This is a genomic window from Bradyrhizobium sp. SZCCHNR1051 (assembly GCF_032489615.1).
GTDB lineage: Bacteria > Pseudomonadota > Alphaproteobacteria > Rhizobiales > Xanthobacteraceae > Bradyrhizobium.
Window position 1 is genome coordinate 156,173 of the sequence record NZ_JAUEYJ010000001.1, and the last position, 26,536, is coordinate 182,708.

Sequence of the window (26,536 nt, forward strand, 5' to 3'; positions counted from 1 at the left end):
ATCCGTCAGGATAAGGCCATGCGCATCTTGAGCCTTGCGGGGCGGCGGCTCGCCGCCTCGATCCCCACCCTGTTCCTGATCCTGATCGGCGTCTTCTTGCTGCTGCAACTCGCGCCGGGCGACACGGTCGACGCGATGATGGCCCAGATGGGCGGCGGCGATGCTGCGACTGCCCGCGAGTTGCGCCGCTTCTATGGGCTGGATCTGTCGGTCCCGATGCAGCTGGCCAATTACCTGTGGCGGCTGGTGCGCCTCGATCTCGGATTCTCCGCGATCTACGGCAAGCCCGTCGCCGCCGTGATCCTGGAGCGGCTGCCGCCGACCCTGCTGTTGATGACTTCGTCCCTGTCCTTTGCCTTTTTCTTCGGTCTTGTCTTCGGGGTGATCGCTGCGCGCGACGTCAACCGGTGGCCCGACACGCTGATCTCCACCGTGGGGTTGATCTTCTACGCGACCCCGTCGTTCTGGTTTGGTCTGATGGCCATCGTCGTGTTCTCGATCTACCTGCAGTGGCTGCCAGCCGGCGGCTTCGAGGATATCGGCGCGGTCACGAGCGGCCTCTGGCGCGTGCTCGACATCGCCCGCCACCTGGTGTTGCCGTCCTTGACGCTCGGCCTGATCTTCCTGGCCATCTATCTGCGCATCATGCGCGCATCCATGCTCGAGGTCCAGAACCTCGATTTCGTCCGCACCGCACGTGCCAAGGGCCTCGACGAGACCCGCATCATCACCCGCCACGTTCTGCGCAACGCGCTGCTGCCGATGGTCACGCTGATCGGGCTGCAGGCGGGGACGATGCTCGGCGGCTCCGTCGTCGTCGAGACCGTGTTCTCGCTGCCTGGCCTCGGACGCCTTGCCTATGAATCGGTGGTCCAGCGCGATCTCAACACCCTGCTCGGCATCGTGTTCGTCTCCGCGCTCCTGGTGATTGCGGTCAACTTCATCACCGATCTGCTCTATGCGCGGCTCGACCCGCGCATCACGGCGGAGAACTGAGCATGGACGCCGTGAAACGCTATTTCCGCAGTCCCTCCGCGGTGTTCGGCCTGATCCTGCTTCTTGTGGTGGTGGGCATGGCGATCAGCGCCGGCTATCTCTATCCGCGCGATCCGCTCGCGCTCGCCGGGCGTCCGCTGATCTGGCCGTTCGCCAATCCGCGCTTCCTGCTCGGCACCGACAATTCCGGCCGCGACATTGCCGCCCAGATCTTTCATGGCGCCCGCATCTCGCTCCTGATCGGCGGCGTCGCGACGTTGATTGCCGTGGCGATCGGCGTCATGGTCGGCGCGCTCGCGGGCTACTACGGCGGATGGGTCGACAACATCCTGATGCGCATCACCGAGGCCTTCCAGACGCTGCCGAACTTCGTGCTGCTGCTGGTACTGGTGGCGGTGTTCGGCTCGACCTTGACGACTGTCACGATCGCGGTTGGCATCGTGTCGTGGCCCGCGCCGGCGCGGCTGACCCGGGCGGAGTTCCTGTCGCTGCGCGGCCGCGAATTCGTCCAGGCCGGCCGCACGCTCGGCATGCGCGACACCCAGCTGATCCTGGGCGAGATCCTGCCCAACGCGCTGCCCCCGGTGATCGTCTATGCCGGCGTCGTGATGGCGGTCGCGATCCTCCTGGAGAGTGCACTCGCCTTCCTGCGGCTGTCCGACGCCAACGTCGCCTCCTGGGGCAACCTGATCGGTCTCGGGCGCGATGTGCTGCGCGTGCAGTGGTACGTGTCGGCGATCCCCGGCGTTGCCATCCTCATCACCGTGCTTGCGGTGTCGCTGGTCGGCCAGGGCCTCAACGATGCACTGAACCCACGGCTGAAGCAGCGATGAGTCCAGCCAAGCCCGTTCTGACCGCCGATCGCCTCAGCGTACGGCTGCCGAAAGGCGCCGACCGAACGCATGCCATCTCCGAGGTCTCGCTTGCGATCGCCGAAAACGAGATCGTCTGCATCGTCGGCGAATCCGGCTCCGGCAAGTCGATGATGGCCAATGCCATCATGCGGCTGCTGCCCGACGGTGTAGGCACGGATGGCGGACGCATCCTGTTTACCGGGCGCGATCTCTGCACCGCCACGGCGGCCGAGATGCGCAGCATTCGCGGCGCCGAGATCGCGATGGTGTTCCAGGAGCCGATGACCGCGCTCAATCCGTTGCGCACGATCGGCGACCAGATCGGCGAGGTCTTCGACATCCATACCGATCTCTCCAAGGCCGAGATCAGGTCGCGCGTGCTGTCCCTGTTGTCCGACGTCCATATTCCCGATCCGCCGCGCGCGGCGAAGGCATATCCGCACGAGTTGTCCGGCGGCCAACGCCAGCGCGCGATGATCGCCATGGCCTTGGCGCTCGATCCGAAGCTGCTGATCGCCGACGAGCCGACCACGGCGCTCGATGTCACGACGCAGGCCCAGATCCTCAAGCTGATCCGCGAGTTGCAGCAGCGGCGCAAGACCGCGGTGCTGTTCATCACCCACGACTTCGGTGTCGTCGCCGAGATCGCCGACCGCGTCGTCGTGATGCAGCATGGGATCGTCGTCGAACAGGGCGCGACGGCGGATATCCTGCAACGGCCGCAGCATGACTACACCAGGCAGTTGATCGCCGCGGTGCCGCCCGTGGCGGCGCCCCCGGCACGCGAGCTGTCGGACCGGATGATCCTCACCATCTCCGGCGTCTCGAAGACCTATCGCACCGGTGGCTTCCTCGGCCGCGGCGAGCGCGTCACCCATGCGGTCAGGGACGTCTCGCTCGCACTGCCAAAGGGCGCAACTCTCGGCATCGTCGGCGAGTCGGGCTCCGGCAAATCCACCCTCGCCCGCTGCATCATCCGCCTCATCGATCCCGACGCAGGAACGATCCTGCTCGACGGTGAGGACTGGGCTCGCCTCTCGCGCAGCGAGGTCAGAGGCCGGACCCGGCAGATGCAGATGGTGTTTCAGGACCCGTTAGCCTCGCTGAATCCCCGGCGCAAGGCGGTCGAGCTGGTGGCGCAGGGACCGATCGTGCACGGCACCGCGCGAGACCAGGCACTGACCGAGGCGCGCGAGCTGTTCAGCTTGGTGGGGCTCGACCCGTCCGCCGCCGACCGCTTCCCGCATGAGTTCTCCGGAGGTCAGCGTCAGCGCATCGGGCTGGCGCGCGCGCTGGCACTGAGGCCCAAGGTGTTGGTCGCGGACGAACCGGTGTCCGCGCTCGACGTCTCCGTCCAGGCGCAGGTGTTGAAGCTGCTGACCAGCCTGCGCGAGCGGCTCGACCTGTCGATCATCTTCATCACGCATGACTTGCGCGTTGCAGCCCAGATCTGCGATCTGGTCGCGGTGATGAAGGACGGCGTCGTCGTCGAGCATGGACCCACGCACGACGTGTTCGGCAACCCGCAGCATCCGTATACGCAGGCTCTGCTCGAGGCCATTCCGGGCGGCGACTTCGCCCGGACCGAACATCCCACCTCTTAGCTGATCTCGCGCGCGTCACGGTATCGGTACAAGAGCAGCATCAGCGGCGCAAACGGACGCAGCAGGGCGTGCGCCGGAATGGTGACCGGCTCCGTGAATGGCAGCGCCAGCTCGTTGGCGGGTACGCCACGCACGGCCTTGGCGAGCTCAGCGCCGAGCGGGATCGTGAGCGCCACGGCCCGGCCGTTGCAGCCGGTCCAGCCATAGGCGTCGGGACCCAGGCGATGCACGCGCGGCATGTAGTCCGTGGTCATGCCGACATAGCCGTTCCACACGTAGTCGAATTTGACCTCGCCGATAACAGGCCACAACCGCTGCAGACGGGTGGCGACCCGCGCCTTCAGCCGCTCGGCCTTGTTGCCGGGACTGATGACGGCACCGCCCGTGACCAGACGGTTGCGCGCATCGTACCGGGCGAAATAGAGCTCGCCATGGGTGTCGGACATCGCCTGCCGCGCCGGAATGATCGTCTTGCGCACGTTGTCGGATAACGGCTGCGTCGCCATCTGCCAGGACAGCACCGGCATCACCTCATGGGCAATGGCCGGCGCGAGAGCCTTGGAGAACTCGCCGCTATAGGCATTGCTCGCCAGCACCAACGCGCGCGCCGACACTTCGCCCTGCACGGTGCGCACGACCCAGCGATCCCCCCGCCGCTCGAAATCGATCACCGGAGAGCGCGCGTAGATGCGGCCCCCAAGGCTCAGCACGGTTCGGGCCAGCCCGCGCGCGAGCGCCAGCGGATTGATGTGGCCGCCGGTCCTGTTCCAGAAGCCGCCATGCCACGCGTCCGAGCCGAGCATGTCGCGCGTCTGGTCGCGTGAGAGCAGCTCGACATCGGCGCCGAACTTCGACCACTGCTTGAACCTGCGCTCGGCGATCTTGATGCGGCCGGGCGTATGCACCGGCTGGACCCAGCCGGCCTGCTCATGCTCGGCGTCGATGTTGTACCGTCTCACGGTATCGAACAGACTGGACGCGCTGTCGCGTAACATCGCCACGAAGCGCTCGCCCGCGGCGCCATGACGCGCGACGAGATCGTCAGGATCGGGACGTGACAGCGTCGGAATGACCTGACCGTTGTTCCGGCCGGATGCGCCCCAGCCCGGCTCCATCGCCTCGACGATCGCGACATCGACGCCGGCCTCGCGCAGATGCAGCGCCGTCGACAAGCCGGTGAAGCCGCCGCCGATGATCACGACATCGGCCTGCAAGCTGCCCTGTAGCACGGGCAGATCAGGGCCAGGCGGGGTCTGTGCGGTCCACAAGGACGGCGGCCATTGAACGTTTTCTGCGGTCATGCTCATGGAGGACAGCTCATCCTTGCTGATCGACCAACATCCCGGAGGTCGATCTTGCCTTGCGCCCGGCGCCCGGCTGCGCCGGTTGCGGTGCATGGGTCGATTGGGCATAGTTCGGCCGCCAATATGCCAAGTTCGCTGCAAGGAGACAAACGCGTGGCCCTCAAGAATGTCATCGGTATCGATCACGCGGTCGTCGTGGTGAAGGATCTCGACGCGGCGGCGGATACCTGGAAGCGGTTGGGTTTTACGCTGTCTCCGCGCGGCACGCACAGCGCCAAGATGGGATCCGGCAATTACACCATCATGCTCGATCCGGACTACATCGAGCTGCTCGGCATCCTCGCCGAGACCGACCATAACGTTCCGACCCGCAACTTCCTCGCCCAGCGCGGCGAAGGCATCGAGCGCATCGCCTTCACGGCGATCGATTCCGCGGCCGGCGCCGAGGAAATCCGCGCGAAAGGTTTTGAGCCGATTGGTCCCATCGACTTCGAGCGTCCGGTGCCCCTGCCCGACGGCAGCATCTCGGCCGCGAAATTCCGCGTGTTTCAATGGCCGGTCGCGGAGGCTCCGGGCGGCCTGCGCATCTTCGCCTGCCAGCACAAGACGCGCGAAACGGTGTGGATCCCGGAACTGATGCGCCATGCCAACGCCGCCAGGCAACTGAAGCAGGCGCTGATCGTGACGCCGGACCCGGCCAAGGACGCGGCTCACCTGTCGCGCCTGATCGATCGCGACGGGCGAGACGAAGCCGACGGCGCAGTGACCGTCACCTCGGGCGGTGACCGCGCCGATTTCGTGTTCCTGACCAGGGATCAACTCGCAGCGCGCTATCCGGGCGTGTCGCTTGCCGGTCTGCCGGAGCGGGGCGGCGCCGGCCTAGTGCTGGCCTCACATGATCTGACCACGACCGAAAAGGCTCTGGGGGCTGCAGCCGTGCGCAGCGGTGCGAGCCTGGTCGTGCCGCCCGCATCGGCCACGGGCACTCTGCTCGCTTTCGTGGCCGGCTGAGCGCCGGACTGCGGCCGCGCGCGTCGCGGCCGCCACGATCTCATTCCGCCGGCTGGAACATGGCCGGCCGGCCGCGCTGGCTGTCGAGCCACCCGACCAGCCGATTCATGAGTCCGCCGCTCGACTCGGAGGGCTGCGCCGATGATACGAACGGATCGCAGTGACACTTCGCTCCGGCCCCACGCGCCATCTTCGCAACCGCCTCCGTCATGGCCGGCGCGCCACAGGTGTAGACGACGTCGTTCGGTGTGAGCTCCGGCATGTGTTCGGTCGGCCGGCCGCTGCGAATCGCCGGCGAGACGTTCTGCGGCTCCGACACGATCGGGATGATCTTCACGTTCGGGAAGCGCGCGAGCCGGCACAGCGCCTGATGCATGTAGAACGACTGCAAGGTGCGCGACACAACGATGAAGACGATCTCGCGCTTCGGATTTTCGGTGATGGCGGCGACCGCGATCGCCCACATCGGGGCAAAGCCCGTGCCGCTCGCGACCAGGATGATTCGACCGCGATGCTTCTGCCGGAAGAACGCAGTGCCCAGCGGCGCCGTCAGCTTGACGCGATGGCCGACCTGGATGTCGCGGCCAAGCGCCGACGACACCAAGCCATCCTTCAGGATGCGGATGTGCAGATACAGCAGATGGCTGTCAGGCGCGCCGACCATCGGATAGGTCGGGCTGTAGCAGCGCGTCGGAAAACCGCGGTACTGGACCTTGGCGTATTGCCCGGGGAAGAATCGCAGCGGCTTCGGCATCTCGATGGTGACACCGACGACATCGGGCGCGAGCCGGACGAGATCACCCACCTCGCAATTCATCGTCACCGTGTCCGGCACGGGCTCCGTGATGATCTTCAGGTCGGACACCACACGCGCCTGGCACGCATGCGCCATGTCGCCTTCCATGCCGCCGAACAGCTTGCCGTCGACGACCGTCACTTTGCAGGATCCGCAGATTCCGCTGCGGCAGTCATGGGGCAGATCCACGCCGCTGTTGATGGCGCCGTCGAGCAGGATATCGCCCACATTCGCGTAGAACGTTTCCCTGTTGTACTGGATTTTGCAAATCTTACCCATCACTGCACCTCAAGTCGCATAGGCCGGATCTGCCTCGTATGTCTGATCTGGGTATGGTCGAACGCTGCGACACGCATGAACACGCCATTCTTGATCGGAACGTCGTACTTGCTTTTCGTGTCCATTTTGCGGGCAATTTCGAGCGTCCAATGGCCCGCGGCCCAACGCGCTGCGCAACGGATGTCCGCGCGATCACCAGTGAACTCGCCGCTGACGAGAACACCGGGCACGACGGTCCCGATCGGCGTCTGCGCATCCGCCTCGGCCGAATACGGCACGGATTCGGCCTCCGTCATGAACCAGCGTGCGCCTTCGCTCTCGCCGATGTTCGGATCGAGATTGATCTCGCCCATCGCCGCGGTCATCGCGGCGACGTCCTTCGGAAGACGCTTCGGTCTCACACCCCGATTCCCTAGTCTTGCGGCCTCCCTGTCGATCACGAAATTGTCCGAATAGTTCGCGGTGCCCGGATCCGATGCGAACCCGCCCTTGTAGGGCGTGAGTCCCTTGACCTGATCCGGTGTCGGCTCCGCAGGCGGACCGAAATGATCATCGTCCATCCATCCGGTCGGGCCGCCGCTCGTCGCCTTCCACAGCCAGGCGTCGGCATAGAGATTCGGCGCCGGCGTGTAGTGGATGCCGCGACCGGACAGGGTCGGCGGCTTGTCTGGCATCGGCTGCGAGCTCATGTGAAACGTTCGGTCCGCGGCCAGGGTGATCGGCAGCGTCGTGAACAACAGCGAGAACTTGTCCTCGTTGAAGTCGTTCTCGTCGCCCTTGTCGAATCCGTTCTGCAGGAGATGCCAGCCATCCGCCTTCTTGATCAGCGGCAGCTGCTTCAACGACCGCGTCGGATCCTCCCAGATGACGAGGAAGTAGACCCACGTGCCGTCATGCGCTGCCTTGATCCACACTCGCGATTCGCCGGTACCGTCGAAATTGTCGCCCTGGTTGGTCGTGACCATGTGCGGCTGGATGTTGCGCCAGACGCGATCCGACGAATCGCCGTCGAGGGTCGGCGCATCGGATGTGGCAATCCGGTACACCGTGACGGTGTCCTCGGCGTAGTAGTCGGCGGCGAACATCGCGGAACCGATCACGATGGCTGCGGCGATCGCGACCATGAACGGGTTGGATTGGAAGCTCGGATTGCGGCGGCGGGAATTGCCCTTGGCAGGTGCCGACGGCGGACGCATACGGCCTGGCGGCACGCGCGGCTCGGAGCGCGCCCGCATCGGCTCCTCCATGCGCCGCGGCGCCGGCATCGGCTCACGCGCTGCAGGCCGCGCAGCGGGCGCCGGCCTCTTCGGAGGCGCCTCCGCCTCCTCCAGCTTTTCCGACTGCTCAACCAACATCGTGAGGAGCTCGACGGGATCGAGCTTCGGCGGCGGGGGCGGCAACGGCGCCGGCCGGAACACGCGATAGAGCTGCATCTTTCCGCCGATGCTGAAGTGAACCAGGACGTGCAGCACCACGAAGGCCGGGATCACCCAGGTCGCGTACCAGTGGATCATCATGGTGACGTAGCCGGAGGCCACGCCGAAGAAGAGCATGCCTCCGGTGACGATCAGGATCGCCATGGAGATGAAAAGCACCCAATGCAGCATCACACTGATCGATCCCAGCCGCGCCGGCCGGCGGCCGAGCAAGCCCTTGAAGCGCATCTTGTCGATGGTGACGCGGCGACCGAGCCCTGACTTCGAGATATAGATCATGTAGGCGAGGGCCACGCTCGCGAGCACGACCCCAGCCGGCATGTGCCAGGTCCAGGTCCGGTGCCGGGGCAGCAGCCAGTCGAGATTGTTGGCGATCCACGCGTGTCCAGGCGCTTCGGTCGCCATGCGAAGCCCTGTCATGAAGGCGATCACAGTGGCCCCAACCAGGGTCCAGTGCAGGATGATCGTTCCATAGTCGGTCTTGCGGATCTTCATGCGTGCGCCTCCAGAGCTGCGCGCACGCGATCGGCGCGATTCACCGCCGACCCGGCGACCGTATTTCGTCTCAGCGGATCGATCCGGCGCGGGATGATTAGGTATTCAACCCTGCAGGCCGCCCCTCGACCCGAATCCATTCCCGCATCACGCGTCTCGATGGTGATGTCGTCCAGCAACTTTGTCGTCCCCCGGATACGCTTTACTAAGTGAGCAACTTCGTCCGACTTCGGCGTCACAGCGCCGTTCTGCACCCAATCGTTGCCCCGCTACGCTTGAACGTGATCGGTTGGATCACGCCTATGGTCGATCAGCTGCCGCGGCCCGAGCCGGTGACGAGTTGCTCGGATCACCCGCGGACTGATCTGCTTCGTCCTCCCTCGAGTTGATGTTGATCTCGTGCGCCCGATGCTGGACGGGTCACTGGTTCCACAGCGGCCGCACGTTCGATGATAGAACACATCGTCGGCCACCATGGCCGGCTGAGCTGATTGCACGTCTTGGATTGGTGCGCGGAGCCGCACGCCCTCGTGTTGCCGCCGCCATCATGATCGTTCTCAGCACCATCATCGAATACCGCATGATCGAGATGACAACGCCTGTGCGTTGCACCGCAGGAAGATTTATTCGCCTTCGTGGCGTCATTCGGCCCGGACCGCGACCAATGCGTACGGAACCAAGGTGATAGACGGACGAATGTGTGACGCGCGTCGCATGCCGATGGCTGTTATCACGCTGCAACTATCGACGATCGCGGACAGATTTCGCGCAGACCCGATCGCGCTGAGCGACGCCACAACTTTTCAGAGCCGGCCCGGCGCATTGTACCTCGCACCGGTCGTGTACCCCCGTCGCTGCGACAGAATTGCCCACGTGTCCAATTGTTGCCGGAAAATCGTCGGTATCGACTGTCAATAGCGCGGAGTGAAGCACTGTGTTTTGGGAGACGCGCCTGGATGAGTCTGGCTCAAGACCGCCCGAGAACGAAAGCCGCGGCTGCCCTCAACGACCTTCTCTCGGGAAGCGACGATCCGGTGACGCGCGGGTTGCGCCAGGCTGTCAAACGCATGGCCGGCATCGGCGTGTTCAGCGGCGTCATCAACATCCTGATGCTCTCGGGCTCGGTTTATATGATGCAGGTCAATGATCGCGTCGTTCCGAGCAAAAATCTCGCCACGCTCGTCGGCCTGTCGGTGATGATTCTGGTCGTCTATCTGATTCAAGGCTATTTCGACGCATTGCGCACCCGCATGCTGTGCCGGGTGGCGACCGTGTTCGACGCGAGCTTGCAGGACGCGATTCATCACGCTCTGGCCACCCTGCCCCTGCGCGGCACCAAGCCGATGCTGATGCAGCAGCCACTGCGCGATCTCGACCAGCTCCGCGCCTTCATGTCGAGCATGGGACCGACCGCCTTTCTCGACATGCCATGGATACCGATCTTCCTGATCGGCATGTTTCTGTTTCATCCGCTGATCGGCATCACGGCCGTCATCGGCACGGTCGGAATCATCTCGATGACGCTGGTGACCGACCGGTTGTCGCGTCAGGCGAGCAAATCCGCCAGCGATACGAGCGCCGCACGGCAGGTTCTCGCCGATGCTACCCAGCGCAATGCAGAGGTGATTCGCGCGCTCGGAATGCTGGATCGCTTCTCGGCACGCTGGAACGCCGTCAACGAGCGCTATCTGAAGGACAACATTCGCGCGAGCGATGTCTACGCCAATCTCGGGGCCGCCGCGAAAGTGCTGCGCTTCATCCTGCAGTCGGGCATGCTCGGCATCGGCGCGGCGCTCGTCGTCTCCGAGCAGGCCTCCGGCGGCGTGATGATGGCCTCGTCGATCCTGATGGGCCGCGCGCTCGCCCCGATCGAGATCGCACTTGGCAGCTGGAAACAGCTGGTCGCCGCGCGCCAGGGCATCGCGCGTCTGCGCGATATCTGCAAGGCCACCGCCAGGCCGGAAGCGCCGCCGGTCGCGTTGCCCCGCCCGTTCCGCGAGCTGACCGTACAGGAGCTGACGGTCACCGCGCCGGGCACCGACCGGCCGATTGTTCAAAACGTGTCGTTCTCGATCAAGGCAGGCACGGGTCTGGCACTGCTCGGCGCGAGTGCCTCCGGCAAGACCTCACTCTCGAAGGCGCTGGTCGGCATCTGGCCTGCACAGCATGGTTCCGTCCGCCTCGACGGCGCAGCGCTCGACCAATGGAGCAACGAGGATCTCGGCCGCCACATCGGCTACCTGCCGCAGGACGTTGCCCTGTTCGATGGCAGCATCGCCGACAACATCTGCCGCTTCGACGAGAATGCGAGCTCGGATGCGATTCTGAAGGCGGCGCAGATCGCCGGCGTGCACGACATCATCCTGCGGCTGCCGGAAGGCTATTCGACGCGAATCGGCCAAGGCGGCATGTCGCTGTCGGCCGGTCAGCGGCAGCGCGTGGGTCTGGCCCGCGCGGTGTATGGCGATCCGTTTCTCATCGTCCTCGACGAGCCAAATGCCAATCTGGACACCGACGGCGAGAACGCGCTCAGCCGCGCCATTCAGATCATGCGGCAACAGAATCAGAGCATCGTGATCGTGATCTCACACCGTCCCAGCGCGCTGAATGCGCTCAACGTGGCGCTGGTGCTGTACGAGGGCAAGGCGATCGCATTCGGGCCCTGCCAGGAGATCTTTGCCCGCGTCGCCGGGGCCAACAAGGCCGCGGGACCTGCCGTCGCGCATGCTCCTGCTCCGCCCAGGGTTGCAGCTCCGGCAGCGGCGCCAAATCCGAACGCCCGCTCGCTTCGTCGCGCCGCCCCAGCAGAAAGCGCTTGATCAATGAAACACATCAACGACTTCAGGCCCTTCGACGACGACGACTATGTGCGACCGAAGACCCGCGCCGTCGGTCCGCAGGGCGATGCATTGATTCTCGAACTGCAGCGGCTGCAGGGCGCATTCGACGACGGCTCGGACGAGGACCCGCGGCAGCGCCGCGGCGCACGTGACGGCGGCAAGAAGCGCCGGCGTCCGCCGCCGTCGCAAGTCAGGCCAAAGCCGCGCTCGAAGAAGAAGGGCAGCACCATGGGCCGCGCCCTCGGTGCGTCGCTGTCGCTGTTCGGTCTCGGCGCCCAGGCGCCCCGGGCACGCCGGGGTGAAGGCATCCGCGAGATGGACTGGCAGCAGCCCGCACCGATGCGTGGCTACGAGCCGGAGCTGTCGCCACCCCAGCGCAATCCGCCTGCACGCATGGCGGGCGGCAATTCGGCACCCCTGCTCGACCTGCAGGATGCGCGACGCGACGGCAATTTCGGCGTCGGTGCGCCGCGGCCGATGGGACAGCAGAACCTCCCTGCCCGCCTGGCGCATGCGCCTGTCGTTCCGCAAACCCGAGTCGGCCGCCTGGTCGGCACCGCCGGCACGGCCTTGACCACTGGCATGACCTTCATTGCGACGCAAGGAACGGCGGCCGATCTCGACGACGGCTCGGACGAATCGCTGGTGCCGCGCGTCAGCCGCATGTTCGAGAACGAGCTGCGTCTCGGCATGCGGGTGCTGCTTGTCGCCGGCGTTCTCGGCGGCGGTTGGCTGACCCTCGTGCCGCTCGCCGGCGCGATCGTGGTCCCCGGCAATCTCGTGGTGCAATCCAACGTGAAGGCGATTCAGCATCCGACCGGCGGCATTGTCGCGGAAATCAAGGTCGACAACGGCAAGCGCGTCGCAGCGGGCGATCTGCTCGTGCGGCTCGACGCCACGCAGAGCCAGGCCCAGCTCCAGGCGATCACCAAGCAATTGAACGAACAGCGCGCCAAGATTGCGCGGCTCTCGGCCGAGCGTGACGGTCTCGATCAGCCGGACTATCCGTCCACGCTGACCTCACGTCAGGACGATCCAAATGTCCGCACCGTCATCGCGTCGGAGAACGCGCTGTTCAAGGCCCGTGCCACGACCCGCAAGAGCCAGAAGGAGCTGCTGCAAGGCCGCATCGTCCAGCTGAACAACGAGATCAGCGGTATGGAGTCTCAGCTCGAATCCAAGAACAAGCAGATCGAGTTGATCAAGGGCGAGTTGGCCGGCGTGCAGGAGCTCTATGACAAGCGGCTCGTTCCGCTGACGCGACTGACCACGCTGCAGCGGGAAGCCGCTCGGATCGACGGTGAACGCGGCCAGCTGGTGTCCAGCGTGGCGGAGACGAGGTCCAAGATCAGCGAAGCCGAGCTCCAGACCGTCAAGATCGATCAGGATTTCCGCAGCGAGGTGGTCAAGGACCTCAGCGAGTCCCAGGCCAAGGAAGGCGATCTGGTCGAGAAGGGCGTCGCCGCGCGGGACCAACTCGATCGCATCGAGATGCGCGCGCCGAACTCCGGCACCATCCACCAGCTCGCGATCCACACCATCGGCGGCGTCATCAAGCCGGGTGAGACCGTCATGGAGCTGGTCCCCGATTCGGACGAACTGCAGGTCGAAGGGCACGTCCAGCCCAAGGATATCGATCACGTTCACACCGGGCAGGATGCGATGGTCCACTTCAACGCCTTCAACCAGCGCACCACGCCGAAATTGAGCGGCCAGGTCTCGTTCGTGTCGCCTGATATCACCAATGACCCGCGAACCGGCTCCACCTTCTACACGGTCAGGATCACGCTGTCCGACGAGGAGCGCAAGCGGCTTGGCAACGTCAACCTGATGCCCGGCATGCAGGCCGAAGTCTATGTTCAAACCGGCAGCCGGACGATGCTCAGCTATCTGATGAAGCCGGTTCTCGATCAGTGGCGCCGCGCCTTCGTGGAGTAACAAGGCCGAACAGCCGCGGTCGGCGTCATCGCTCACGAATGAACGCAGACCGCGTCAGCACCTCAACATGAACGTTGCAAATTTTCCCCGCACCTCGGACCCGGCGATGGTGCCGACAAGTGCGTTACCTGCCGACGCCCAGCCCGGCGCCCGCACCGAGGCGTCTGATCACGCACGCAAGCCGCGACTGCCGCCGCCAGCGGCCGTGCCGACCCAGGAGGGTCCCCAGGGGCTGCGCTTCGATTTCAACGACGGCTGCCGTGTGATGCTCCCCGACACCGGACACCCCTGGCGCGTCCGGCTGAGCGATCTCGAGACCACCAACGTCCTGTTCGACATCGACCTGCGTTCAGGGCACGTCAACAGCAGCAAACGCTACTTCGTCCCGTTCAGGCTCGAAGTCTGGTCAGGGCCCGAGCTGTTGTTGTGCCACGACTATGATGCCACCGACCGAGACGTCCTGATCCAGTTCCCGGTCGGCACGATCGGCGACATCATCGGCTGGATGGGCTATGCGGTGAGGTTCAAGGACCTGCATCGGTGCCGCCTGAGCTGTGCTATGGGCGAGCCGCTGATCCCGCTGTTCCGCGCCGCCTACCCTGACATCACGTTCCTCAGCCATGAGACGATCCAGGCGGAGCGATACTACGCCACCTACTCGGTCGCGCTGTTCTTCGACGATGCCGAGCTGGTCCATCAGCCCTGTGATTTCCGGCAGGTCGGCCTGCATCGGACGGCCGCTCATATCCTCGGCGTCGATCCGGCCGAGCAGCCGCCGCGCGTCGCACTGAGCGAAGACAGCCGTCCCATCGAGGAGCCCTATGTCTGCATCGCGGTGCAGGCGACGACCGCGTGCAAGCACTGGAACAATCCTGAGGGCTGGCAGAGCGTCGTCGATTTCCTGCGCGCGGCCGGCTATCGCGTGATCTGCATCGATCAGACCGCAGCGCGCAGCCACGGCGCCTACCAAACGCAAATTCCCGCCGCAGCCGAGGATCAGACCGGTGACCGGCCGTTGCCCGAGCGCGCCCGCTGGCTCAAGCACGCCGCATTCTTCATCGGTCTTTCCTCGGGGCTGTCATGGCTGGCCTGGGCTGTCGGCACTCCGGTCGTGCTGATCAGCGGCTTCACTCATCCGACCAACGAGTTCGCGACCCCCTATCGGGTCATCAACCGTCACGCCTGCAACAGTTGCTGGAATGATGTCCGTCATCGCTTCGACCATGAGGACTTTCTGTGGTGCCCGCGATGGCAGGGCACGCCTCGACAGTTCGAATGCACGCGCCTGATCACGGCCGCGCAGGTCGAGGGCATGTTGCTTCGAATTCCCGGCTTCGGACAGGGATTGCGTCCGAAACCGCGCACCTCTCAGCAGCAGACGCCGCCTGCGCCCTTTGATCGGCATCGAACCTCCAGGGCAGAGTCTGTGCAGGACTCCGTAGAGAGCGACGAGCCGGTCGCGCTCGCCGCACTGCTGGCGCAGCCGCGCGGCGACGTTCCCCACGGGGGCCTTGCGGTCGGCGTCACGGTCGCCGCCGGCAGACTGCTGGATCAGGCCGCCGCCGGGATCGCGGAAGGCGATCGCGCGGCCACCGCCAGCGATCTGATGGAGGCCTTGCAGAACTACAAGCAGAGCATCGCCATCGTCAGACACCTGACCGGAGCCAATCCGGACGACGCCGGGTTTCAACGCAACCTCTCGGTCGCCTTGAACCGCATCGGCGCCGTGCTGTTCGTTCAGCGAAACCTCGAGGCCGCGCATGCCGCCTATTCCGCCAGCCTCGCCATCGTTCAGAAGCTGACCGCAGCACACCGCGGCAATCTCAGCTTCCAGCGCGATCTCGCCTGGTGTCACGCTCTGCTGGCGGACGTGCTCGCCGCCCAGGGCCGGCATGCCGAAGCCTTCGATCAGCGTCGCGCCAACACCGCGCTGATGACCCACCTCGCCAACAGCGCCTCCAACGATCCGTTGCTGCAGCAGACGCTTGCAAACTCCTACCAGAATCTGGGCGATGCCTTCGTTCCGCTCGGCAACATCGACGGCGCCCTCGCCGTCTACCGGATCAGCCTCGGCCTGACCAAGCAAGGGCTGGACGCGAACGGGCAGAATGATCCGGCCTGGAATCAGCTCTACACCGCGCTGCTGCAGAAGATCAGGACTGCGCTCCTGGCGCAGCGCCAGGTCGCGCCGACATCCTGAATTGCGTTCGGCGCGGTTGGCCGGCCGCCCCGCCCAGGGACGCCTTCACCTTAAAGCTCACCCGGACGGATGATCCATCGCGGCATTTTTCCAGCGATGGCCCTGCGGCAAAGCCGCGCGCAAGTGTCGCCGGGCAGCCTTGACAACGTCTGACAGACCCTACGGCTGACTTCTGGAGACCGGCCACTCACCGGCGAGATGCAGGCAGCATCTTGACGACAACATGCAGCTCGCGCCTGATCGCGACCCCTCGCATTTGCCGCTTGCCACCAAGAATCAATCACTTGGCACGCGATCGCGGCGCATCCGTCACAGATCCGCAATGTCTCGAGAACAACATAATTGCGGACTCCCCCACGCCTTTTTTGGCCCGATTGCTCCGAGCATATAGCGAGGTGCGACAAAGTAACGCGCGTCAGAAAAGCGCGCGGCACAGAAGCGCACGGGCGTGAGGCGCGGCGCGCAGCACGTCCGACGCAGGGCCGATGCGCTTCCGCATCGTCTGGCCAGTTTCGGTACGGGGCCCTGCCGGGCGTCGGATGAACTTGGGGAGAGATGATCTATGGCGAACAACACCTTCAACCCGACGGCGCTGGCCAACGGAACGTCGAACCTGCTGGTGCGCGCCTCAGCGCTCAACATGTCGACCGACCTCGTCCAGGCCGGCGTGGTGTTCAACGATGCAGTGCGCGCCTCGCTCGGCCTGTTCTCACAGGCCGGCAGCGGCAACTCGAACCCGTTCCTCGGCAGCTACACGACCGACCTCCACGCCGTACAGAACGACATCGCCGCGATGCTCGCCAATCCCGGCCAGGTGACCCTGGGCGGCCAGGCCTTCACGCTGAACGCGACCGACACCGCCGTTCTTACCAACGTGCAGGCGCAGATCTCGACGCTGCTCGCGGCCGCACCGCAGACCACGAATGCTGCGACGATCACAGCCGCGGATCAGACGCTGCACGCGGTCCAGCAGGAGATCCTGCAGGAGATCAACGGCGACGCGCATCTGTCCGGCGCGCTCAACAAGGTCAACTTCCTCGCCAACACCGGCGGCCAGGACGTCGGCTTCCAGAACACGCCGGCCGGTGCCGATGATGCGGCGACCTTGGCCGCAGCGACCGCAGGCAACACGCTGAAGGATGTCGGCCTCGTCTTCAACAAGGTCGTCGACCTCGCCTCCGGCGGCATCCACACCGGCAACCTTCAGGAGGTCACGACCGACCTCACCGCGATCTCGCAAGGTCTCACCAACATCCTCAACAACAAGACCCAGCTCGCGCAAATCGAGAAAGGCGAGACGGCGAATGCAGCCGCGCTGACGACCATCCATCTGCAGACGGTACTCGGACAGGTCAACCTCGAGCTCAACCAGTATGCCAAGGCGGAGACGACCGGCAATCAGGCCGCGTTGCGCGGCACCGCGGACAATCTGCTCGACAGCATCGACATCATCCAGAACGACGCCAATCTGAACACGGCGGCCGGCGGCAACGGAATGCCCGGCCATGCCGGCGGCTTCGCGGAGGAACCCGGCGGATTGACCGGCACGGTCACCAAGTTCCAGGACAACCAGGCGCAGACCAATTTCTGGGCCGCATTCCTGGCCGAAGCCAACACCATCAACGCAACCCTGCAGAAGATTTCGACCGGTGGCGCGCAAGCCAGCGCGGCATTGATCACGCAGATCCAGAACTACCAGCAGTTCGGCGCCAATTTCGACGCCGCCCAAGGCAACGTCTTCCGTGGCCGCTTCGACAACGAGCTGCTCAGCGGCACGCTGGAAGCCGACTCGGCGGCCGCCGTGAAAGGCTTGCAGGGCATTCTGAACGGCGACACCGGCGCGGCGCTGGCGGCCGACAAGGCGGCGCTCGCCGCTGCCGGCCAGGGCTTCGCGGCCGACGCCATGGACGTCTCCGGCAACAACATCGCCATCGGCGGCGCGACCTATGTCGGCTCGGCGACCACGGTCTCGACGGCCACGTCGGTGCACGGCCTGGCACAGGGCACGATCCCGGTGACGGCAACCCCGAACATTGCCAACGGCACCGGCGGCTCATCGTCGACGCCGCCGGCTGGCGGCGCCACGCCGGTGAACTTCAGCCCGACCGCGCTTGCCAACGGCACGTCGAACCTCTTGACCCGTGCCACGGCGATCCAGCATTCGACCGATCTGGTGCAGGCTGGCGTCGTCTTCAACGACGCGGTGCGCGCCTCGCTCGGTCTCTTCAGTCTCGCCAACAGCGGCAACTCGCCGGCCTTCCTCAGCAGCTACCAGGCCGACATCACGGCGGTGCAGGCCGATATTGCGGCGATGCTGGCCAACCCTGGTCAGGTCACGCTCGGCGGCAAGACCTTCGCCCTGAACGCGACCGACACGGCGGTGCTGACCAATGTCGAGGGGCAACTGGGCACACTGCTGCAGGCGGCGGGACAGTTCGCCAACGCCAGCACATCGGCAGCGGCAAGCCAGACGATCCACGCGCTGCAGCAGGAAATCCTCGGCGAAATCCACAACGACGCGCATCTGGCGAACGCGTTGAACAACGTCCCCTTCCTCGCCAATACCGGCGGCCAGGACGTCGCCTTCCAGACGTCGCCCGCGGGCGCGGACGATCCGGCGAGTCTTGCCGCCGCTACCGCCGGCAACAGCCTGAAGGACGTTGGTCTGGTCTTCAACAAGGCCGTCGAGGTCGCCTCGGGCGGCATCAACACCGGTAACCTTGCCGAGGTGACCGCGGACTTCACCGCCGTCCAGCACGGACTGACCGCCATCCTCAACAACAAGACCCAGCTCGCGCAGATCGAGGCTGGCGAGACGGCCAACGCCGCGGCGCTGACGACGATCCATCTGCAGACTGCGCTCGGCCAGATCAACCTGCAGCTGGGCAAGTATGATCAGGCTGCGACCACCGGCAATCAGGCCGCTCTCCGCGGCACTGCCGACAACCTGCTCGACATCATCGACATCATCCAGGGCGATACCAACCTCAACATGGCGGCAGGTGGCAACGGCAACGCCGGCCATGCGGGCGGCTTTGCCGAGGATCCGGGCGGGCTCAAGGGGACGGTCACCAAATTCCAGGACAACCAGGCACAGACGAATTTCTGGGCCGCCTTCCTGGCCGAGGCCAACACCATCAACGCCACGCTGCAGAAGATCTCGACCGGCGGTGCGCAGGCGAGTGCGGCCCTGATCACGCAGATCCAGAACTACCAGCAGTTCGGCGCCAATTTCGACGCCGCCCAGGGCGCCGTGTTCCAGGGACGGTTCGACAACGAACTGCTCAGCGGCACGCTCGAAGCTGACACGGCCGGTGCCGTGAAGGGCCTGCAGGGCATCCTCAACGGCGACACCGGCGCAGCACTCGCGGCCGACAAGGCGATGATCGCCGCTGCCGGCCAGGGCTTTGCGGCGGACGCCATGGACGTCTCCGGCAACAACATTCCCGTCAATGGCGGCACCTATGTCGGGACGGCCACGACGGTCTCGGCGGCAACCTCCATCAAGGGCACCGCGCACGGCACCATTCCGGTCACCGCGACACCGAACCTGGCCAACGGCACCGGCGGCACTGCTGCGGCAGGAACCACCGCCGCCGGTGGCGCCGCGGCCGGCGGCACCCCGGCGACCGGAGGCACGTCGACCGGCGGAACGGCGGCTGGCGGCACGTCGGCGGGCACCACGGCCAACAACGGTAGCAACGCCACGCATCACTGCGAACATCACCATCACAGCCAGGGCGCACATACGAGCCAAGCCGCGGCTGCCGGGCCCGACATGTCGCATCTCCACGCCATGCATCACATGTGGGGTTGACACGGCAGGACGAAGCAGCCGCAGCAACTGCTTCGGAATCAGATACCCGGGAGCAACCAGATCAGGTCAACGCTCCCGGGCGAACGAGAACGACGATTAGTTCAACGAGGAGAAGAGATGACGCGGCCTGAATGAAGGGCTTCTCGAGATTCGCGAAGATGCATGTTCTGTTCCGCGCCGAGCGCGTCCGTCACGCTGGAACTTTTCTAAGGAGAGATCGATGATAGGCCCCAGGATCGGGGCAACTTCTTGTCTGCACCGTGCGTCGAAGGGTCGCTGAGCGACGGTGTTACAGGGATGCCACGACGGAAATCAAGGAGTTAGTTCGCTTTCTGGCGCCGCCGTAACCCGGCTGCGACAGTAGCCATTTGCCCGAACAACATCATATTTGAGGACTCGGCGGCGCTTCTTTTGGCCCCATTGGAGCAAATAATTCCCAGGTGCTCTGAGGCTGCGACATTTCGCCCGTTCCGCGAGGGGTGAACGAGACGTCGCAGCCCGATCAACGCCCGCGTGCTGCCGATACGCCAAGCAGCAGACGCCGGGTTGAAACTTGGGGAGATGATCAATGGCAGCCAATACCTTCAACCCGACGGCGCTGGCGAATGGCACGTCCAATCTGCTGGTTCGCGCCTCTGCGCTCAACCTGTCGACCGACCTCGTGCAGGCCGGCGTCGTATTCAACGACGCTACTCGCATCTCGATCGGGCTGTTCTCGACGCCGCAGAACAGCGGCAACTCCAATCCGTTCCTCGGCAGCTACACCACCGACCTGCATGCCGTGCAGAACGACATCAACGCGATGCTGGCCAATCCCGGCCAGGTCACGGTCGGCGGTCAGGCCTTCACGCTCAACGCGACCGACACCGCGGTGCTCACCCAGGTTTCGAACGAGCTCACGACGCTGATCAACGCCGCCCCGCTGACGGCCAATCCGGCGACGCTCGCCGAAGCCGACCAGACCATCCACAACGTGCAGATGCAGATCCTGGCGCAGATCCAGGGTGACGCGCATCTTTCGGCCGCGCTCAACAACGTTCCCTTCCTGGCCAACACGGGTGCCATGGACGTGGCGTTCCAGAGCCTTCCCGCCGGTAACGACAGCGCCACCAATCTTGCTGCAGCGGCAGCGGGCGACCTGACCGCCATCGGAACGGTGTTCAATGCCGTCGCTGACCTTTCGCTGGGCGGCATGAGCGCCAACAACATCAACCAGATCCAGACTGATTTCACGGCCGTGACGCAGGGCCTTCAAGCGATCCTGAATGACCCGGCGAAGCTCGCCGCGATTGAAGCAGGTCAAACCTCCGTTGCTGCCCAAACGACGACACTTCATCTGATGACGCTGCTCAGCCAAGCAAACCTTCAGCTGAACAAATACGACGTCGCCGAGACGATGGCCAGTCCGACGGCGCTGCGCGGCTCCGCCGACAACATCGTCGACATGATCGACGTGTTTCAGAACGACGCGGCGCTCAACGCGGCGGCGGGCGGCACCGGGGCGCCCGGTCACATTGGCGGGTTCTCCGAAATGGCCGGCGGCCTGACCGGGACCGTCACGAAGTTCCAGGACAACCAGGCGCAGACCAATTTCTGGGCCTCGTTCCTCGCCGAGGGCAATACGCTGGGAGCGAAGTTGGTTGCGGTCGCCAATGGAACAGGTACGGCGTCGCAAGCCCTGATCGACCAGATCACGAACTACCAGAACTTTGGCGCCGCGTTCGATGCGGCGCAGGGGGCGGTGTTCAAGGGACGGTTCGACGACGAGCTCGTCGCCGGTGCTCTACAGTCCGACACCGTCATGGCCACGAAGGCGCTGATGGGCATCATGAACGGCGACACGGGTGCAGCCCTGGCGACCGATCAGGCGATGTTGAAGGCTGCCGCCGCGAACTACATCGGCAATGCCGGAGACATCGCGGGCAACAACATCGCGATCGGCGGATCGGCCTACGTGACATCCGCGACGAGCTTCGTGACGGCGACTGCGGTCAATGGCATTGCCCAGGGCACCGGCATGCCGGCGGGCGCCAATCCGAACATCGCCAACGGCACGGGCGGCGCCCCGGCGAGCCCGACCACGCCCGGCGGCGGCATGGGCGGAGGTGGCACGACGGGAGGCGGCACCACCGGCGGAGGCACTACGGGCGGCGGCACCACGGGAGGCGGGACGACCGGTGGCGGCACGACGGGCGGTGGAACGGCCGGCGGAGGAACAACCGGCGGCAACAACAACACCACCACGACGCACCACTGCGGCGGCCACCATAGCCATCATGGCAGCCACCACACGGCGGCGGCGGCCACAGCCGCAACGGCGGCAGCAGCTTCGAGCGGTCCGGACATGTCGCACCACCACGCGATGCATCACATGTGGGGCTGACGCCTCCAACGACACGCCCGATCAAAGCCGGTGCAGACTCCTTGGTCTGCACCGGCTTCGTTGCATTCCGGCGAGAGCCGGCGATCGCGCGAAAGACATTGGCGAGACCGGGCAGCGAGATCGCGGAGCGCGCCGACCGCACCGGCTCGAAGGGTTCTAGACGATCAATCGGGATCGGCCCCCGCGAAGCCTCCGTTTCGCTTCATTCCGCCACGACAACTGCTTCCGTCGAACAATCAGTCAGTTGTGATCATGAACGAGCCAGCACTCGCCTTCCGCCCCCGACTCGTGTCCGCATCGACCAACTCCAGCGCGCCACTCCCGTCCACGCTTGATGGTCGCGCTCTGCAGGTTGCCGAGGAGGCCTACCGGAAAGTACTTGCTCTTCAGCCAAGGCATTTCCGGACCCTGTGCAGCCTTGCGACTGTCCGCCGGCAACTCGGCGACGCGCAGGAGGCACGAACCCTGCTCGACCGGGCCGCGGACGCGGCGGGCGACTCGGCAGACCTGCACTTGACAGTCGGAAAGGCGTTCGCAGGTTTGGGCGACCTCGCCAAGGCGACATCGCATTTCGCGCGCGCCGCCGCACTCGACGAATCCTCGATCGAGCCCCGCCTGCTGCTCGGCGGCGCGCTGTACGGCCTGGGGGATCCCGCAGCGGCCGTCCGGCACCTCGAACTGGCGCTTGCCATCGATGGCACGAACCCGGACCTCCACCAGGCGCTCGGACTCGCCCTGCAGCGGCTCGGCCAGTCCGAGCGAGCGATGTCGCATCATGAGGCAGCGCTTGCGGCGAGGCCGCAATTTGCGGCAGCAGCCAGCAGTCTCGGTGATGCCTGCCGGCAGCTCGGCCGGCATCCGGAAGCCATCGCTCACTATGCCCGAGCGCTCGCCATCGAGCCCAAGATGCCGACGGTCCTGCTCAATCTCGGGGGCTGTCATCAAGCGATGGGCGAACTGGATGCCGCCATTCGCACCTTGCAGCAGGCGCTCGCGTTGAGCCCTCATCTCGCCGAGGCGCACTACAATCTCGGCAATATCCACCTCGACATAAAGAGCTGGCCGGGGGCGATTTTCCACTACGAGCGAGCCGTCACTGAGCGGCCGGACTTCCCCGAAGCGCACAACAATTTCGCCAATGCGCTGCAGTCGGCGGGCCGGCACGAGGAGGCCCTGTCCCACTATGACGAGGCACTGCGGCTGCGACCAGACTACGCCATTGCCCACCGCAATCGCGCCGACTCGCTGCGGAACGTGCAGCGCTACGACGAGGCCATCGCCGGATATCAGGCCGCTCTTGCGCACGATCCCGGCGACACCACGACCATGAACCACCTTGCGGGCGTCCTGACGATCGTGGGCCGGCTCGACGAGGCGGCGCGCGCTTACGAATCCGCACTGGCTGTCAACCCGCGCAGCATCGGCACGCACCTCAACTACGGCGTGGTCAAGCCGTTCGCGGTCGACGACGCGCGCTGGGCGCCCTTGCAGGATCTGGCCGCGAGATCGGAGACGCTCACCGAGGATGCGCGCATCGCCCTGCACTTCACCCTCGGGCGGGCTTATGCCGACATCAAGGACGGCGAACGGTCGCTGGTCCACCTCAACGCCGGCAATGCCCTCGAGCGCCGCCGCATCAACTATGACGAGAACCAGACGCTGCGCCAGATCGAGCGCATCCGTGCGGTGTTCTCCAGGGACATGCTACGGGCGCGCGCAGGCCATGGCGATCCATCGCACGCGCCGGTGTTCGTCATCGGCATGCCCAGGTCCGGCACCAGCCTGATCGAGCAGATCCTGGCCAGCCATCCCGCCGTGCATGGCGCCGGCGAGGTCAACTACTTCGCGGCAGCCGCGGGGCTCTTCACCGATCGCGCCCGCGGCGACTATCCGGAGATGCTCGCCCAACTGTCCGATGCCGATGTCACCGCCCTCGCGCGCGCCTATCTCCAGCGTTTCACGGAGCTTCCGGCGAGTACCCAGCGCATCGTCGACAAGATGCCGTCGAACTTCCTGTTCGCAGGGCTCATCCATCTCGCGCTGCCGAATGCGCGCATCATTCACGTCCGGCGCAATCCGATCGACACCTGCCTGTCCTGCTACACGCAACTGTTTGCCGAGCCGCAGCCATTCGCCTATGACCTCGCCGAGCTCGGTCGCTACTACCGGGCCTACGAGGCGCTGATGAGCCATTGGCGTGCGGTCCTGCCGCAGGGCGTCATGCTCGAACTGTCCTACGAGGACGTCGTGCGCGATTTCGAGCCGAATGCCCGCAAGATCGTCGCGCATTGCGGGCTGGACTGGGATGAGGCCTGCCTTTCCTTCCACGAGAACGAGCGCCCGGTGAACACCGCGAGCGTGGTGCAGGTGCGCAAGCCGCTGTTCACCGGATCGGTCGGCCGCTGGCGCATGTATGGCGACCGGCTGAAGCCGCTGCTCGATGCGCTGGGCACCGAGGCCCTGCGGCCGACGATCGCCGAGGCGATCGCGGGCATGACGCAGCCTCAGCCCGTCAACGTCGCCCCGCCGGTGGTCACGCCGACGACGGACTCGCGGCCGTTCGACGCCACGCGGCTTGCGTCACTGCAGACGCTGGCAGACGGCGTGATCGCCGTCGCCAAGAGGCTGCAGAGCCGCGGCGAAATCAGCGATGCCGAACAGATCTTCAAGCTGATCCTTGCCGGCCAGCCGGCCAGTTTCGACGCCCTCATCGGCCTCGGGATGATCTCAACCACCGCCAACCGGCTCGACGAGGCCAAGGACTACTTCCAGCGCGCGGTGGCGGTAAACGACAAGTCCGCCGAAGCCCATGGCAGCATCGGCGCCGTCGAGGCCTCGGCGGGGCGCTACGACGTAGCGGTGCAGCATTACGAGACCGCATTGTCGCTGTCGCCGAGCCATCCCGGCATTCTCTACGCCTTCGCCATGGTCCGGCAGAACCAGGGTCTGATCGACGAGGCGATGGCTCTGCTCCGGCGGGCGATCGACAACAAGCCACAGCACCTGGACGCGCATTTCGCGCTAGGCAACCTGCTGTATACGGCGGGCAAGGACATCGAGGCGGCGAAACACTACCTCAAGGTCCTCGACTTCAGCCCGGAGCACGCCGAGACCCACAACAACATCGCCAACGTGCTGCTGCGCCAGGGCCATCGCGAACGTGCCATCGAGCACTACAAGCGGGCGATCGCGAGTCGGCCCGACTATGCCGACGCCTATGGCAACCTCGGCAACGCCTTCCTCGAGCTCAACCGGCTCGAGGAGTCGATCGAGCAGAACCTGCTGGCCATCAGGATCAAGCCGGAGCGCTTCGGCTCCTACAACAATCTCGGCGTCGCCTACCAGGCGCTCGGGCGCTTCGAGGAGGCGACTTCGGCGTTCCAGAAGGCCTTGGAGCTGGCGCCGGACGACGCGCCGATCCACCTCAATCTCGCGAACATGTCGAAGTTCAAGCCGGACGACAGCCGGCTTCCAAGTCTGCGGCAGCTCCTCGAACGCGTCGACCAGCTCGATCAGGAGAAGCAGATCGCAGCCCATTTCGCGATGGGCAAGGCGTCCTCCGACCTGAAGGACTACGACCTGGCCTTCTCGCATCTGCACAAGGCCAACACCCTCAAGCGCAAGACCTTCGACTACGACTCCGAGCAGCGGCTCGGCATGATGAAAAATGTCGCGGCGCGCTTCACCCCCGAGTTCTTTCGCACGGTTACCGGGCACGGCGACAACTCCTGGGCCCCGATCTTCATCGTCGGCATGCCGCGCTCCGGCACCACCCTGATGGAGCAGGTGCTGGCCAGCCATTCCAAGGTCTTCGGCGCGGGCGAGCTCGAGACCTTCAAGGAGCTCGTCGGCGAATGCGCCAACCGCCAGAAGGTCGTGCCGGCGTATCCCGATCTGATCACGCTTCTGCCACCCGAGGAGATGACGAAGATCGGGCAGGAATACACAGCCCGCGTTCGGACGCTGGCGCCGGAGGCCGAGCGCATCGTCGACAAGATGCCGCTGAACTTCCTGTTCGTCGGGCTGATCCACGCAGCATTCCCGCGCGCCAGGATCATCAACACGCGGCGCGACCCGCTCGACAATTGCGTCTCCTGCTACTCGCTGCTGTTCACCGGAGCCCAGCCCTTCGCCTACGACCTGACCGAGCTCGGCCACTACTACCGGGGCTATGAGAGCGTGATGGACCACTGGCACCAGGTGCTGCCGCCCGGCATCTTGATGGACGTTCAATACGAGGATCTGGTCGACGACCTCGAGGGCGTGTCACGCCGCGTGCTCGCCCATTGCGGGCTCGACTGGGAGGATGCCTGCCTCGACTTCCATCGCACCGAGCGCATGGTGCGCACGGCGAGCTTGATGCAGGTGCGCGAGCCGATCTACCGCCGTTCGATCGGAAGCTGGCGCCGCTACGAGAAACATCTCGGACCACTGTGCGCCGCGCTCGGCATCGACCATCCGCCGCCGGAAGCCACATGACCGCCGGCAAATAACCGGGTGCTGTTGCCCAGGGATCGGTGACAGGCGCGGCACCCGGCTATCCGGCCGCGCGGCGGAGCGGCTTGAGCATTGTGCTGTAGGGC

General features: G+C 65.4%; 14 protein-coding genes. 10 read left to right on the forward strand and 4 right to left on the reverse strand.

Annotation, left to right across the window (positions count from 1 at the left end; genetic code table 11):
• Positions 1-18: 18 nt before the first annotated feature.
• The 3 genes from QW868_RS00680 to QW868_RS00690 are packed head-to-tail and all read left to right on the forward strand — an operon-like array spanning position 19 to position 3,454.
• Complete coding sequence (locus QW868_RS00680; RefSeq protein WP_316229692.1) at positions 19-996, forward strand: ABC transporter permease; 978 nt, start codon at positions 19-21, stop codon at positions 994-996.
• A 2-nt stretch (positions 997-998) separates the two neighbouring features.
• Positions 999-1,829 (forward strand): ABC transporter permease, encoded by an 831-nt coding sequence (locus tag QW868_RS00685; protein WP_315738080.1) that lies wholly within the window; start codon positions 999-1,001, stop codon positions 1,827-1,829.
• Positions 1,826-3,454, forward strand: coding sequence for an ABC transporter ATP-binding protein (locus tag QW868_RS00690; protein ID WP_316229693.1), 1,629 nt, complete (start codon positions 1,826-1,828; stop codon positions 3,452-3,454). The genes QW868_RS00685 and QW868_RS00690 overlap by 4 nt, the downstream gene beginning before the upstream one ends.
• On the opposite strand, the gene QW868_RS00695 is transcribed toward QW868_RS00690, so the two are convergent.
• Entirely contained in the window at positions 3,451-4,761 is a 1,311-nt protein-coding gene (locus QW868_RS00695; protein WP_316229694.1) for an NAD(P)/FAD-dependent oxidoreductase, read from the reverse strand. The genes QW868_RS00690 and QW868_RS00695 overlap by 4 nt on opposite strands.
• A 150-nt stretch (positions 4,762-4,911) precedes the next feature.
• Here QW868_RS00695 and QW868_RS00700 point away from each other — a divergent pair, with 150 nt between their 5' ends.
• On the forward strand, positions 4,912-5,769 hold the full coding sequence (locus tag QW868_RS00700) for a VOC family protein (protein WP_315738083.1): 858 nt from the start codon (positions 4,912-4,914) through the stop codon (positions 5,767-5,769).
• A gap of 40 nt (positions 5,770-5,809) precedes the next feature.
• Here QW868_RS00700 and QW868_RS00705 read toward each other — a convergent pair whose 3' ends face one another.
• The 3 genes from QW868_RS00705 to QW868_RS00715 are packed head-to-tail and all read right to left on the reverse strand — an operon-like array spanning position 5,810 to position 8,954.
• Positions 5,810-6,844: a 2Fe-2S iron-sulfur cluster-binding protein gene (locus QW868_RS00705; RefSeq protein WP_315738084.1), complete on the reverse strand. Its 1,035-nt coding sequence runs from the start codon at positions 6,842-6,844 to the stop codon at positions 5,810-5,812.
• Positions 6,844-8,775 carry an ethylbenzene dehydrogenase-related protein gene (locus QW868_RS00710; protein ID WP_315797478.1) on the reverse strand — a complete coding sequence of 644 codons (1,932 nt, stop codon included), beginning with the start codon at positions 8,773-8,775 and terminating at the stop codon, positions 6,844-6,846. The genes QW868_RS00705 and QW868_RS00710 overlap by 1 nt, the downstream gene beginning before the upstream one ends.
• Positions 8,772-8,954, reverse strand: a complete 183-nt coding sequence (locus tag QW868_RS00715; RefSeq protein ID WP_315738086.1) for a hypothetical protein — start codon at positions 8,952-8,954, stop codon at positions 8,772-8,774. The genes QW868_RS00710 and QW868_RS00715 overlap by 4 nt, the downstream gene beginning before the upstream one ends.
• 777 nt (positions 8,955-9,731) lie before the next feature.
• On the opposite strand from QW868_RS00715, the gene QW868_RS00720 reads away from it, so the two are divergent.
• From QW868_RS00720 to QW868_RS00745, 6 genes are all read left to right on the forward strand, one after another.
• Positions 9,732-11,594 (forward strand): type I secretion system permease/ATPase, encoded by a 1,863-nt coding sequence (locus QW868_RS00720; RefSeq protein WP_315738087.1) that lies wholly within the window; start codon positions 9,732-9,734, stop codon positions 11,592-11,594.
• A gap of 3 nt (positions 11,595-11,597) precedes the next feature.
• Positions 11,598-13,553, forward strand: a complete 1,956-nt coding sequence (locus QW868_RS00725; protein WP_315738088.1) for an HlyD family type I secretion periplasmic adaptor subunit — start codon at positions 11,598-11,600, stop codon at positions 13,551-13,553.
• Between the two features lie 67 nt (positions 13,554-13,620).
• A complete protein-coding gene (locus tag QW868_RS00730; protein ID WP_316229695.1) occupies positions 13,621-15,753 on the forward strand; it encodes an autotransporter strand-loop-strand O-heptosyltransferase in 2,133 nt (710 codons plus the stop codon).
• A 562-nt stretch (positions 15,754-16,315) separates the two neighbouring features.
• Positions 16,316-19,570 carry a hypothetical protein gene (locus tag QW868_RS00735; protein ID WP_316229696.1) on the forward strand — a complete coding sequence of 1,085 codons (3,255 nt, stop codon included), beginning with the start codon at positions 16,316-16,318 and terminating at the stop codon, positions 19,568-19,570.
• 568 nt (positions 19,571-20,138) lie between these two features.
• Complete coding sequence (locus tag QW868_RS00740) at positions 20,139-21,953, forward strand: hypothetical protein (protein ID WP_316229697.1); 1,815 nt, start codon at positions 20,139-20,141, stop codon at positions 21,951-21,953.
• A gap of 252 nt (positions 21,954-22,205) precedes the next feature.
• Complete coding sequence (locus tag QW868_RS00745; RefSeq protein WP_316229698.1) at positions 22,206-26,432, forward strand: sulfotransferase; 4,227 nt, start codon at positions 22,206-22,208, stop codon at positions 26,430-26,432.
• The last annotated feature ends 104 nt before the right edge of the window (positions 26,433-26,536 follow it).

Excerpts from the sequence above, each read along its gene's own strand:
- QW868_RS00690 (WP_316229693.1), top strand. The coding sequence starts at position 1,826 with ATGAGTCCAGCCAAGCCCGTTCTGACCGCCGATCGCCTCAGCGTACGG.
- QW868_RS00730 (WP_316229695.1), top strand. The coding sequence starts at position 13,621 with ATGAACGTTGCAAATTTTCCCCGCACCTCGGACCCGGCGATGGTGCCG.
- QW868_RS00725 (WP_315738088.1), top strand. The coding sequence starts at position 11,598 with ATGAAACACATCAACGACTTCAGGCCCTTCGACGACGACGACTATGTG.
- QW868_RS00705 (WP_315738084.1), bottom strand. The coding sequence starts at position 6,844 with ATGGGTAAGATTTGCAAAATCCAGTACAACAGGGAAACGTTCTACGCG.
- QW868_RS00680 (WP_316229692.1), top strand. The coding sequence starts at position 19 with ATGCGCATCTTGAGCCTTGCGGGGCGGCGGCTCGCCGCCTCGATCCCC.
- QW868_RS00735 (WP_316229696.1), top strand. The coding sequence starts at position 16,316 with ATGGCGAACAACACCTTCAACCCGACGGCGCTGGCCAACGGAACGTCG.
- QW868_RS00685 (WP_315738080.1), top strand. The coding sequence starts at position 999 with ATGGACGCCGTGAAACGCTATTTCCGCAGTCCCTCCGCGGTGTTCGGC.
- QW868_RS00695 (WP_316229694.1), bottom strand. The coding sequence starts at position 4,761 with ATGAGCATGACCGCAGAAAACGTTCAATGGCCGCCGTCCTTGTGGACC.
- QW868_RS00710 (WP_315797478.1), bottom strand. The coding sequence starts at position 8,775 with ATGAAGATCCGCAAGACCGACTATGGAACGATCATCCTGCACTGGACC.
- QW868_RS00720 (WP_315738087.1), top strand. The coding sequence starts at position 9,732 with ATGAGTCTGGCTCAAGACCGCCCGAGAACGAAAGCCGCGGCTGCCCTC.
- QW868_RS00740 (WP_316229697.1), top strand. The coding sequence starts at position 20,139 with ATGGCAGCCAATACCTTCAACCCGACGGCGCTGGCGAATGGCACGTCC.
- QW868_RS00745 (WP_316229698.1), top strand. The coding sequence starts at position 22,206 with ATGAACGAGCCAGCACTCGCCTTCCGCCCCCGACTCGTGTCCGCATCG.